Here is a 12,179-nt window from a genome sequence, read left to right as displayed (position 1 = left end):
CAATGGATAGTATTCTTCTAGCAAGGGATAGTATAGCACAATCCCTTGCAGTAGCACAATGATTTACCGTGCTTTTTCACGGAATCCGTACTTCTCTTCCATGCCTTAACGATGCCCTGCTTTGATTTTCGGCTCCGTTCCATTTAACAGGCGCACGATGTTCGCATGGTGGCGCACGATGACAAAAGCAGCGGCAAGCGCGCCGAATGCCGTGTACTCGCGTGGAAAGCCAAGTGCCAACGAAAGGATCGGCACGAGCAGCGCCGCGACACACGAACCAAGCGATACGTACTTCGTCACGACAACGATGGCGAGCCAGACAAGAAAGACGATGAGACTCGGCAGCGGCATGAGCATCGCGATGACGCCGAGCCCCGTCGCGACGCCCTTGCCGCCATGAAAGCGCAGAAAGAGCGAGCACGAGTGCCCGATGATCGCAAAGAGGCCGCCGAGCACGAGTGCGAGCGGCGCATGGATAAGCGCGCCGCCAAGAAGCACGCTGACGGCGCCCTTCAGGAAATCGAGTGCGAAGATCAGGATGCCCGCGCCCTTTCCGAGCGTGCGCCACGCATTCGTCGCACCAATGTTGTGGCTGCCATACTCGCGGAGATCGGTCTTCCAAAGGAGCTTTCCAAATACGAGCCCGTTCGGAACCGAGCCGAGCAAATAAGCGATGAGGCAAACGGGAAAATACGAAACCATCGTCATTCCTCCTCCTCACGTGCGCGCACAATGAGCTGAAGCGGCGTTCCCTCGAAGCCGAAGCTCTCGCGCAGGCGGTTCTCGATGAAGCGCAGGTACGAAAAGTGCATGAGCTTTGGATCGTTGACGAAGAGGATGAACTTCGGCGGCGCGACGCCAACCTGCGTCATGAACAGGATCTTGAGCTGCTTGCCGCGGTGCATGGGCGGCGGATTGACCGATACGGCGTCGCGGATCAGTTCGTTCAGGACGCTCGTCTTGATGCGCATCGACTGCTGCTCAGCGACGTACTTCACGAGCTCCGTGATGCGCCCAACGCGCTGCCCCGTGAGCGCCGAGGCATAGAGCACGGGCGCATATTGCAGGAAGCCGAGTTCGTCGCGCAGGTCTTCTGTGAAGCGCAGCGTCGATTTGTCGTCCTTGTTCGGATAGATATCCCACTTGTTGACGACGATGACAACGCCTTTTCCCGACGCATGCGCGTAGCCTGCGATCTTCTTGTCCTGCTCCGTGATGCCCTCTTCGGCGCTGATCATCATGAGCACGACATCGGCACGGTCGACGGCGCGCAGCGAGCGGATGACACTGTATCGCTCGACTGCCTCGCCAATCCTGCCGCGGCGGCGCATGCCCGCCGTATCGATGAGCGTAAACTTCATGCCATCGCGCATGAAATGCGTATCGATCGCATCACGCGTCGTTCCCGGGACATCGCTGACGATGACGCGCTCCTCGCCGAGAAGCGCGTTGACGAGCGATGACTTGCCGACATTCGGACGGCCGATGACCGTAATGCGAATCTCCTCTTCGTCGCGCACTTCTTCCACATGGTCGGGAAAATGCGCGACGACGGCATCGAGGAGATCGCCGAGATTCATGGCATTCGATGCGGAAAGCGCAATCGGATCGCCGAGCCCTAGATTGCAAAATTCGTAGATATCCACCGCACGCTGCGGGCTATCGATCTTGTTGACACCGAGCACGACGGGCTTCTTCGTCTGACGAAGGAGCCGCGCGACTTCCTCATCCGCCGTCGTGAGCCCTGCCCGCCCGTCCACGAGGAAGAGAATGACGTCTGCCTCCTCCATCGCGAGCTGCGCCTGGCTGCGTATCGCCTGCAGGATATGGCTGCGCGCATCGAACTCGATGCCGCCCGTATCGATCATGGTGAACGCGCGATTGAGCCACTCGGCGTCGAGGTAAATGCGGTCACGCGTGACGCCCGGCATGTCGTCGACAATCGAGACGCGCTTCCGCCCGATCTGATTGAAAAGCGTCGACTTGCCGACATTCGGGCGACCAACGATCGCAACGATTGGCTTGCTCATAAAATCCCTTCTCTCTGATCCGTGTTTTTCGCTATCAAGATATCAAGATATCAATACGAAACATTCTTCGTGTAGCCGGCATTGCTCTGCCACATGTACGCCGTCTCACGCGCCCTGTCCTTATGGTAGGTGCGCCAGCCCGTGAGCGCCATGCGATAGTCATGGCCATTCTGCACGGGCTCGATGCGCGCCTTTGGAAAATGGGCGCGCAGATCGTCGAGTGTCACGTCGTCGAGGAAGATGTCCTCGCCTGAACGCAGCGCGGACTCTGGGATCAGCACGCCGTCAAAATGCTCGCCCATCTTTTTAAGCGATGCGATAATGTCATGTGCAGTGAGCAGCCCCGATACATTGACCGTCGTGCCGAAGTGCTCGTTCGGCACGGCGATGATGTGCACCGCAAGATTCCTTTGCTTTACGGTATCCGCGAGCCGCTGCATGACAGGCGCGATCGCAGTGCCCGTGACAACAGCGAGATGAACGGGCGTCTCGTAGGCGCTTTGCTGCGGCTTCGTCCCTTCCCACTCGTTCAAGAAGTTCCGCGTGAGGCCGATGCCGTTGTCGAGCTGCGGAAACCCGTCGTAAAAGCGGGAAGGCGGCACCTCGCGTCCCGCCAAGAAGTAGAACTCATCGCCGAGGTAGAGGAATGTGCGTCCATCCTCTTCCTGCAGCTTCTTCTGCCATTTCTCCGCCTGTTCGATGACAGTTGCCGCTTCCTCCCGGCCGAATTGCTTGAGCGGGAATGGATCCATGCGGTACTTCGTGATGCCGACCGGCACGACGGCGAGCGAAAGCGCGTGCGGACGGCGCGCGACAATCTCGCGGATCGTGCGTTCCAGCTCCTCGCCGTCGTTCAGCCCTGCGCAGAGCACGACCTGCGTATGGTACTCCGTTCCCGTCGCCTCAAGGCGGTCAAGCTGCGAAGCGATCTGCGCCGCGCCCTTGCAGCGCAGGATCTCAGCACGCAGCTTTGGATTCATGCACTGGACCGAAACGTATAAGGGCGACAGATGGTATTGCTCGATGCGGCGAAAATCCGCATCGCTTAGGTTCGTCATCGTAATGAAGTTGCCGTAAAGAAAGGAGAGACGGTAGTCGTCGTCGCGGATGGAAAGACTGTTGCGCATATTAGGTGCGATCATGTCAACGAAGCAAAAACAGCAATGATTCGCGCAGCTTCGTATGCCGTCAAAAACAGCCGACTCGAATTCGACGCCAAGCTCTTCGTCGGCATCCTTGTCGAACGAAATCATTTCCTGCTCGCCGCCTGCGTGTTCGACGAGCAGATCGATCGCCTCGTCTGCCATCGCGAAGCTCAGGTCGATGATGTCGCGAAGTCCCTGTCCGTTGACTGCGAGGATCTTATCGCCGGGCGCGAGCTCCAGTTCCTCTGCGAGGCTACCCGGCTGGACGCGCAAGATGACGCCCGGATATTGTTTGCTCATATACTGCTTTCTGCCCAATGCTGCTTCTTGCTACAACAAAGGAGTGATGGATGTCCACCACTCCCGAATATGCTGTGTTTGCGGTTTTCTTATTCGTTCTTTGCCTTCGTGATCGAGAGCGAGATGCGCTTGCGCTTCATATCGATGCGCAGGATCTTGACGCGGACGATGTCGCCGACATGGACGGCTTCGTCTGCACGCTCGATGCGCTTCTCTGCAAGCTCACCCATCGGGATGAGGCCATCGAATCCCGGCTCGATTTCCATGAATGCGCCGAAGTCCGTAAGCTTGATGACCTTGCCTTCGATGATGTCGCCCTCGTTGTAATGCTCTGCATGATCGAGCCACGGATCACGCATCGTGTCCTTGACGGACAGCGAGATGCGCTTTGCCTCAGCGTCAACGTTCTTGACATAGACGTCGAGTTCCTGGCCAACTTCGAGGACATCGGAAGGATGCTTGACGCGATGCCATGCGAGGTCGGAGATATGTGCCAGCCCATCGACGCCGCCGATGTCGATGAACGCACCGTAGTCGACGAGACGCTTGACCGTGCCACGAACCGTTTGCCCAGCCTCAAGTGTCGAGAACACTTCTTCCTCGCGCTTTGCACGCTCTGCCTCAAGCAGGGCGCGACGCGAGAGGACAAGGCGCTGCTTATGCACGTCGATCTCGATGATCTCCGCTTCGACCGTCTGTCCGACATAGACCGAAAGATCTTTGACGAAGTGCAGTTCCATCTGAGAAGCGGGGATGAATCCACGAAGACCGTTGACCGACGCGACGAGACCGCCCTTTACTACCTGGTTGACGTGCGCCTGGACCGTTTTCCCGGCCTCCTTGATCTTCTCCATCTCCGTCCAAGCGACCATGCGGTCCGCCTTGACCTTCGAAAGAATGCCGCCGTTGTCTCCGCCGAGGGATACGACGTAGACGTCGATCTCATCGCCGACCTTGACCACATCCTCTGCCGAATCCGGCGTCGGATACGCAAGCTCACGCTTCGGGACGGCGATCTCCTGCTTGTAGCCAATGTCTACATAGGCTTCATCGCGCGTCACCTGGACGACCGTACCGCGTACCGTAGTACGTTCCTGGATATCCGGCATCGACTCCTGCGCCAACAATTCTTCCATACTCATCTGTTCTGACACTTCTTGTATACCTCCCTGATAATCCAGTCCGGTGTAGAAGCACCAGCTGTAATACCAATTTTTTCTATGTTGTCAAACCACTCGGGCTGCAGCTCTGCCGCCGTCTCGATGTGGAAAGTCAGGCACTTTTCTGCGCATAGCTGCGCGAGGCGCGTCGTATTGGCACTGTTTCTGCCGCCAATGACGAGCATCCGATCCACTTTTTCGGCGAGTGCCATCGCCGCCGCCTGACGCTGATCCGTCGCGGTGCAAATCGTGCGGAGGATCTTGATCTCGCGTGCCTTTTCGAGGAGCTGCGCGACGATCCGTTCAAAGCGCACGCGGGAAAACGTCGTCTGGCAGACGACGCCGAGCCGTGCGCACGGCTCAATCGCTTTTGCTTCCGCCTCGGTCTCCACGATGCGCGCCTTTCCGGACGCCCACTCCAAAATGCTCTTGACCTCGGGGTGCTCCTTTTCGCCGATGAGGATGACCGCATAGCCTTCATCGACCAGTGCCTTTGCCGAAAGCTGTGCCTTCTTGACATGCGGGCACGTCGCGTCGACCATATTGAGACCACGGCGTTCCGCTTCTTCGTAAACGGATGGCCCGACGCCATGCGAGCGAATGATGATCGTGCCGTGCCGCATCGCATCCAAAGAGGAGACCGTCCCGACTCCTTCTTCCTGCAGACGTCTCACCATCTGCGGGTTGTGGATGATCGGGCCAAGCGTACAGGAGGTGCCGTCCTTCGCGGCGTTTTCCTTCGCCATCTGGATCGCACGTTTGACCCCGTAGCAAAAACCGAGGTAGTCCGCCAAGAGCACTTCCATCGTATCACCATTTCACGTACCTTAGGCACAAATCACCGAATGACTCATGACCTGCTTTTTAGTATATCATGCTTATCTGTAGCAGGCAAACTTTTTTTAGAAAAAATTTTCCCTCGTGCAAGCGGTTTCCTCATGGATCCAAGACGGTGCGATTGCCGTACATTTTTTCGTAGTACGAAGCGTAAGCGCCGCTCACGATATGCTCCCACCAAGCACGGTGTTCGAGGTACCATGCGACCGTCTTCTTGATGCCTTCCTCAAAAGAGGTCGTCGGCAGCCAGCCGAGTTCCGCATGGATTTTCGTCGGATCGATCGCATAGCGGCGATCGTGTCCCTTGCGGTCCGTGACGTGCTCGATGAGCGTCTCGGGCTTTCCCAGCTCCCTCAGCACCGTCTTGACGACGGCGATATTCGCGCGTTCGTTGTGCCCGCCGATATTGTAGGTCTCGCCTTCCCTGCCCTTGCGGATGATAAGATCAATCGCGGTGCAATGGTCCCTGACATAGAGCCAGTCGCGCACGTTGAGCCCGTCGCCGTAGACGGGAAGCTTCTTATCGGAAAGCGCATTGATGATCATGAGCGGGATAAGCTTTTCCGGGAAGTGATACGGCCCGTAGTTGTTCGAGCAGCGCGAAATCGTCACGGGCAGGTGGTACGTACGATAATATGCCATGACGAGAAGATCCGCGGATGCCTTCGATGCGGAGTACGGGCTCGATGCCTTGATCGGCGTCGCTTCCTTGAAAAAGAGATCGGGACGGTCGAGCGGAAGGTCGCCGTAAACCTCATCCGTCGAGACCTGATGGTATCGGCGGATGCCGTATTTCCGGCACGCATCCATGAGGACGTTCGTGCCGAGAATATTTGTCCGCAGGAATATCTCAGGCGTCTCAATCGAGCGGTCGACATGCGACTCCGCCGCAAAGTTCACGACGATGTCGGGGCCTTGCTCCGCAAAGATCGCATCCATCGCTTTGCGGTCCGCGATGTCAGCGCGCACGAATCGAAACTTCGAATTCCGCATCGCGCCCGCAAGCGTTTCCATATTGCCTGCGTAGGTGAGTTTGTCCACGCAGAGGATCTCGTCATCCGGGTGGTTTTCCAGTTCGTAGTAAACGAAGTTCGCGCCGATAAATCCGGCGCCGCCCGTCACCAGCAATTTCATGTTCAAAGCCCTTCCTTTACAATCTGCTGCAAGTATTTGCCGTACTCGTTCTTCGCGAGCGGCGCAGCGAGGCGAAGCACCTGCTCGGCGTCGATGTAGCCCATCCGCCACGCGATCTCCTCCGGCGAAGCGATCTTCAGCCCCTGCCGCGCCTGGATCGTCTGTACGAACGCGCCTGCCGCGAGCAGCGACTCGTGCGTTCCCGTGTCGAGCCATGCGTAGCCGCGGCGCATTTTCTGCGCGCGAAGCGTGCCGCGCTCCAGGTATGCCTTGTTGACGTCTGTGATCTCAAGCTCGCCGCGCGGCGACGGGCGAATCCCTTTCGCAATCCCGACGATGTCCTTATCGTAGAAATAGAGTCCTGTGACCGCGTAATTGGAGCGTGGATTTTTGGGCTTTTCCTCCAAGCTCAGCGCCCTTCCCTTGCGGTCGAATTCCACGACGCCGTAGCGTTTCGGGTCTGAGACGTAGTATGCGAAGACCGTGGCGCCTTCGTCCTCCTTCGTCGCCTGCTGCATCGCCTGTGCGAGATCCGAGCCGTAAAAGATATTGTCGCCCAAGATGAGCGCGCAGCCTTCGCCCGCAATAAACGACGCACCGATCAAAAATGCCTGCGCAAGCCCTTCGGGGCGTGGCTGCACCGCGTACGAGATCTGGATGCCAAGCTGGCTGCCATCGCCTAAGAGGCGTGCAAATAGATCGCGGTCTTCCGACGTCGTGATGATCAGGATGTCGTGGATTCCCGCGAGCATGAGCGTCGAGAGCGGGTAATAGATCATCGGCTTGTCGTAGACGGGCATGAGCTGCTTCGATACGACCTTCGTCAGCGGATAAAGGCGCGTGCCAGAGCCTCCCGCAAGTATGATCCCCTTCCGAATCAAGAACAACCACCTCCAAATCAAAATCTTCTGCTTTCTGCTTTATATCAATACGACAAAAAGTGCTCTTTTCCTGTTGCGCAAGACCGCGATAAAAAAGGTGGGCCACCGAAGTGACCCACCGCCAAATGCCGTGCGATCAACGAAGAAGCGCGAGAACTGCACCACGGTTGTGGTTGTTCATCTTCGTCGCGAAAAGTGCGAGCTGCTCCTGCGTCTGCGCATTCCTGAGATCGACAGAGCCCTTTGCGATGTCCGTGCTGTCCATGACAGATGCCTGGCCCTGCAGTCCCTCTTCCATCGTCGTGTAGTTCGCCGAGCGATACGAAAGCCCTTGCTGTGCGGCGCCGATCGTCGTAGCCTGATCCAGTGCCCGACCAAGAGCACGGTCGACCTTGTCGAGCGCGTCTGCAATCGAGGACGGATTCGAGACGTTGACCGTGCTCCTGCCCTGATCGTCGCGGAGGCCAAGTCCCTCTGCCGACAAGTTGCCGAGCGGAACGTTCTTGTAGCTGTCCGACCCTGCGACCATGACGTTCTTGTCCCCGTCGAGGAGGCGCTTGCCGTTGAACGTCGCAGAGTCGACCGTATCGTCGATCGAATGGATCGTCTGATCGATCGACTTCTGAAGCGTCGCGAGATCCGACGGGCCGTTCGTGCCGTTCGCTGCATGGAGGATCGTCTCGCGCAGGTTCGTGAGCGACTCGACCGTGTTGCTCACACCGCCCGAAGCCGTCGCGAGCATCGCGCTTGCATTCTGCGTGTTCTGATTTGACTGGCTCACTGCGCCGATATTGGCATAGGTGCGCTGCACGATCGCATACGCTGCCGAGCCAAATGCTGCGCTCGAATGCTTCGAGCCGTCCGAAATGCGCTGAAGCGTATTCGCATTCGTCTTATGTGCGCGATCCAGCGTGTTCAACGAGTGTAGGGCATTGTAGCTTCCAATCTGCATAGAAAATCCTTCCTTTCATACCATAGACCCGCAGACCTTCCATGGTCTGCGGCCGTACCAAAAAGCGCAAGGCTTTCCTGCGCTTTTCCCCTTCCATCTCGTATTATACGGGAATTCCGTTTTGATTGCAAGTCCATTATAAACGAAAAAGGAACCTTTGCAGGGCTGCCATACCTGTGTTACATTTGCAATTTGGGATTGGATTCATTTGACCTCCCATGCCAGACTCTCGCTTTGCAGGGAATAGAGGCGATGGTACAAGCCGTCCTCCTGCATCAATTCTTCATGTGTGCCGGATTCCATCACGTTCCCTTCGTTCAAAACCACGATCTTATCGCACGCCACTATGGATCGCAGTTTATGCGCAATGATCAGTACTGTCTTGTTCGCAACAAGCCTGCCGATGGCCTTCTGGATTTTTGTTTCATTTTCAGGATCAATGGAAGCGGTGCTCTCATCCAGCAGAATCACAGGCGCATCCTTCAGGAATGCGCGGGCAATGGAAAGCCGCTGTCTTTCACCGCCGGAGAGGGTCATTCCGTTTTCTCCGATTACGGTGTCATACCCCTGCGGGAGCCGGTCTATAAACTCGTCACAGCAGGCCAGCTTTGCCGCAGTCAGGACTTCCTCACGAGTCGCGTTTTCTTTTCCAATCTTGATGTTGTTATAGATCGTATCATTGAATAACACCACGTCCTGAAAAACAAAGGCATAATGCTTCAATAATGTGTCCGGAGCAATTTCATTTATGTTGAGGCCTCCTAGAGACACGCTTCCTCTACTTACGTCCCAGAAACGGGCCGCAAGCCGGCAAAGGGTACTTTTCCCACAGCCTGATGGCCCTACCAAAGCCGTGATTTGTCCCTGCTTTGCTGTAAAAGAGACATCATGCAGCACATCTTTCTTATTGTAAGCAAATGATACATGATCAAAGAAAATATCAAAAGATTTTGGCTGCCATGATGCGTCTCCCTGCTGCTCCGGATAATCCATCAGATCCCGGATCCGCCCTGCGCTGACCAAAGACGAAATCATGACGCCAAGCGATTCACACGCCTTGGTCAGAGGCTCGTAAATCCTGACCGCAACAAGGAGAAACAAGAGGAATGCAAAGAAATGGATTTCTCCTGAAATCAGGAGCGTGGAACCCGTGACGATGATAAGCCCTAAACCGATCCGCATGATGTTATGAGCCAGTCCAATCGCAAATCCGGACAAAAATTCGTATAGGACAAGCCCCTTCAATATGCGCTTGATTGTGACGGACAGACGATTCTGGTACCCTTCCATTTCTTCGGAAGAACGCAGCACCTTTATCGTTTCCAGATACTCCTGTAGCCCGTCGCTGATATCCAGCTTTTTTTGCCTGTTTCTTTGATTCGTCCCCTCAGAGATAATCCGGCACAAGAACATTACGATCACGACTAAGGGGAGGCAAACCGCCAGACTGCCAGCCAGCTTCCAGTTGTAAAATGCGAGGATGGCAAGGGTCGTCACCCCCGACAGGAATCCTCCTATAAACTCTGCTGCGCCAGTAGAAAGCGCCAACTCCACAGCAGCAACATCATCCATGACCGTAGAGGCTAAATCGCTCAAATCACGCCTCCCGATATAAGAGAGCGGAAGCCTTCGGATTTTGTCTGCGATCCCCATGCGAAGCCTCATATCTTCTTGTGTGGAAGTCAGGTATTTCTTTCGATATGTCATGCGGTATGCAAAATAGATTGCGCATAGCAGCAAAAAGGCAGTTCCCCAATACCCCCACAAAGGGATACTTCCGTGCGCTATGCCAAAGTATCGATTCATCATTTCATCTGCAACCATTGCAAGCAAAAGAACAGGCAAAAGCGTAGCAAGATTGAACAGGCACATATACAAACCGGACTTCAGAATGTTCCAACTTCCCTCGTCACTAATGCGATATACGCGCTCCAGCATATTGTTGCCCTCCAATCCTCCATGAAATACTGCTTTGGTATTCTTCACGCATTTTGGCATATGCACCGTGCATGCCCATCAGTTCACGGTGGGTTCCCTTCTCAACAATCTTCCCTCGCTCCAAAACACAGATTTGATCCGCGTGTATAATGGTGGAAAGCCGGTGGGCAATCATAATGACGGTTTTCCCTCGCAGCAGTTCGTCCAAAGCTTTCTGTATCCGGTATTCATTTTCCGCATCAGCAAATGCAGTTGCTTCATCCAGCAGCACCACAGGGGCGTTTTTCAGGATTGCGCGGGCAAGGGCGATCCGCTGCATTTCACCACCGGAAAGATAGATTCCATTTGTCCCGATCACCGTGTCTGCGCCCTGCGGCAGCTTTTCCAAAATATCGTCACACTGTGCCAGATGAAGGGCTTGGAAAATATCCTCACGTGAAGCGTCCGGATTGAAAACAGCGACATTTTCTTTGACCGACGTCTTAAATAAATTCGTGTCCTGAAATACCATACTGACCCGCTTCATCCAATGCTTATAATCCATTTCCCGTACATCCACTCCGCCGACCCGGATAGCTCCCTCATCGACGTCCCAAAATCTCGCAATCAGATTCGCAATCGTGCTTTTCCCGCCGCCGGATTTCCCGACCAGTGCGGTAATCGTACCCTCCGGCACATCGAAAGAAATATCGTCCAAAGCTTTTCCGGCCGTCTCTCCATAAGAAAAGGAAACATGGTCAATGGATATATCATACCCCATCGGAGATTGCGGCTTTTTTGTTTCCGGCAGCGGCTTTTCCTTCAAAATCCGATCGATTGCGTCCAACGACGCCTTGGAAAGCATGAGATTGGAGGAACTATTCATAATGCGCGCTAAGAACGTCGCGACGGTAGGAATCAGGACCGAAAAGAACAGAAAACTCAGTATCGTTTTTTCAGGATTGCTGCCTGTGTTAAACAGGATTATGCCGCCGGGAATCAGGAAAAAGAAGATGCCGTTAATTGCAGCATGGTAAAGACTGTCTGTATTTTGCATGGAGAGCGCGTATTTCAGCAAATAATCACCGTACTCTTTTACCGCAGCTTTATAGTGCCGAAAAGAATTGGCAGTTTGTCCAAACACCTTTACAACCGCAATGCCCCTGATATATTCCGTGACGGCATTGCTAATGTCCTCGGCAGATTTTTGATATTGCTTAGCAAAGCCTTCGCTTTCATCCTTCAGCATATAATAAAGGATGCCAAAGCCGACCAAGATCGGTATCAGGCAGATGAAAGACAACCGCCAGTCGTACACAAACATAAATACAAGAAAAGCGATCGGCAGTGCAACCGCTCCTGCGAAGTCTGGAATCTGATGTGCAATCAGCGTTTCCAGATTGTCCGAGTTCTTTTCAATAATTTTTCGTTGTTTCCCGCTGGGATTTGTCGCGTGATACCCCAAAGGCAGATTCCCAATGTGTCGGACAATCTGAATCCGCAGTTTTGCGACCGTATTGAAAGCGGTGATATGGGAGAACAGCAATGCCAGTCCGTATATTCCAAATGACATAAGAATCAAGAATACAGCGCGCCAGCCCATATCGACCATATCGGCCTGATCCAGCGCATGCATATTGCCTAGCGACCGAACGATCTCCTTTGCCACGTCATACACGCACACAAAGGCATATAGGTTGATGACCGACGAAACAGCAGACAATACAATGGAGATTGCCATTGTGATCCTGAACATGCCCATATGTCGGAACAGACGCCCCAGTACCCCTTTTTCTTTCATACTGCCAACTCCTTGATTTTGC

The 12,179-nt window shown here is 54.8% G+C and carries 10 protein-coding genes; all 10 read right to left on the bottom strand.

Annotation, left to right across the window (positions count from 1 at the left end; translation table 11 throughout):
- Positions 1-105 precede the first annotated feature (105 nt).
- Positions 106-702, bottom strand: coding sequence for a glycerol-3-phosphate 1-O-acyltransferase PlsY (gene plsY, locus HMPREF1985_RS09285; protein ID WP_040637577.1), 597 nt, complete (start codon positions 700-702; stop codon positions 106-108).
- A gap of 2 nt (positions 703-704) precedes the next feature.
- Entirely contained in the window at positions 705-2,030 is a 1,326-nt protein-coding gene (gene der, locus HMPREF1985_RS09280; protein ID WP_021772339.1) for a ribosome biogenesis GTPase Der, read from the bottom strand.
- A gap of 50 nt (positions 2,031-2,080) precedes the next feature.
- Positions 2,081-3,475 carry a DUF512 domain-containing protein gene (locus HMPREF1985_RS09275; RefSeq protein ID WP_021772338.1) on the bottom strand — a complete coding sequence of 465 codons (1,395 nt, stop codon included), beginning with the start codon at positions 3,473-3,475 and terminating at the stop codon, positions 2,081-2,083.
- Positions 3,476-3,564: 89 nt separating this feature from the next.
- Positions 3,565-4,611, bottom strand: coding sequence for a 30S ribosomal protein S1 (rpsA, locus tag HMPREF1985_RS09270; RefSeq protein WP_040637588.1), 1,047 nt, complete (start codon positions 4,609-4,611; stop codon positions 3,565-3,567).
- Positions 4,612-4,613: 2 nt separating this feature from the next.
- A complete protein-coding gene (ispH, locus tag HMPREF1985_RS09265) occupies positions 4,614-5,441 on the bottom strand; it encodes a 4-hydroxy-3-methylbut-2-enyl diphosphate reductase (protein WP_021772336.1) in 828 nt (275 codons plus the stop codon).
- A 130-nt stretch (positions 5,442-5,571) separates the two neighbouring features.
- Positions 5,572-6,606, bottom strand: a complete 1,035-nt coding sequence (gene rfbB, locus HMPREF1985_RS09260) for a dTDP-glucose 4,6-dehydratase (RefSeq protein WP_021772335.1) — start codon at positions 6,604-6,606, stop codon at positions 5,572-5,574.
- 2 nt (positions 6,607-6,608) lie between these two features.
- The gene (gene rfbA, locus HMPREF1985_RS09255) at positions 6,609-7,487 is read right to left on the bottom strand and encodes a glucose-1-phosphate thymidylyltransferase RfbA (RefSeq protein ID WP_040637576.1); all 879 of its coding nucleotides are present in this window, start codon (positions 7,485-7,487) and stop codon (positions 6,609-6,611) included.
- Between the two features lie 136 nt (positions 7,488-7,623).
- The gene (locus tag HMPREF1985_RS09250) at positions 7,624-8,439 is read right to left on the bottom strand and encodes a flagellin (protein ID WP_021772333.1); all 816 of its coding nucleotides are present in this window, start codon (positions 8,437-8,439) and stop codon (positions 7,624-7,626) included.
- Between the two features lie 204 nt (positions 8,440-8,643).
- A complete protein-coding gene (locus HMPREF1985_RS09245) occupies positions 8,644-10,377 on the bottom strand; it encodes an ABC transporter ATP-binding protein (RefSeq protein WP_021772332.1) in 1,734 nt (577 codons plus the stop codon).
- The gene (locus HMPREF1985_RS09240; protein WP_021772331.1) at positions 10,352-12,157 is read right to left on the bottom strand and encodes an ABC transporter ATP-binding protein; all 1,806 of its coding nucleotides are present in this window, start codon (positions 12,155-12,157) and stop codon (positions 10,352-10,354) included. The genes HMPREF1985_RS09245 and HMPREF1985_RS09240 overlap by 26 nt, the downstream gene beginning before the upstream one ends.
- Positions 12,158-12,179: the final 22 nt, after the last annotated feature.

Source organism: Mitsuokella sp. oral taxon 131 str. W9106 (genome assembly GCF_000469545.1).
Classification (GTDB): domain Bacteria; phylum Bacillota; class Negativicutes; order Selenomonadales; family Selenomonadaceae; genus AWVT01.
The sequence above is the reverse complement of the archived record's forward strand: the minus strand, read 5'-3'. Positions and strand labels throughout refer to the sequence as shown.

Coding starts and splice junctions, on each gene's coding strand:
- plsY (WP_040637577.1), bottom strand. CDS start 702: ATGGTTTCGTATTTTCCCGTTTGCCTCATCGCTTATTTGCTCGGCTCG.
- der (WP_021772339.1), bottom strand. CDS start 2,030: ATGAGCAAGCCAATCGTTGCGATCGTTGGTCGCCCGAATGTCGGCAAG.
- rpsA (WP_040637588.1), bottom strand. CDS start 4,611: ATGGAAGAATTGTTGGCGCAGGAGTCGATGCCGGATATCCAGGAACGT.
- HMPREF1985_RS09275 (WP_021772338.1), bottom strand. CDS start 3,475: ATGAGCAAACAATATCCGGGCGTCATCTTGCGCGTCCAGCCGGGTAGC.
- HMPREF1985_RS09250 (WP_021772333.1), bottom strand. CDS start 8,439: ATGCAGATTGGAAGCTACAATGCCCTACACTCGTTGAACACGCTGGAT.
- HMPREF1985_RS09240 (WP_021772331.1), bottom strand. CDS start 12,157: ATGAAAGAAAAAGGGGTACTGGGGCGTCTGTTCCGACATATGGGCATG.
- rfbB (WP_021772335.1), bottom strand. CDS start 6,606: ATGAAATTGCTGGTGACGGGCGGCGCCGGATTTATCGGCGCGAACTTC.
- ispH (WP_021772336.1), bottom strand. CDS start 5,441: ATGGAAGTGCTCTTGGCGGACTACCTCGGTTTTTGCTACGGGGTCAAA.
- HMPREF1985_RS09245 (WP_021772332.1), bottom strand. CDS start 10,377: ATGCTGGAGCGCGTATATCGCATTAGTGACGAGGGAAGTTGGAACATT.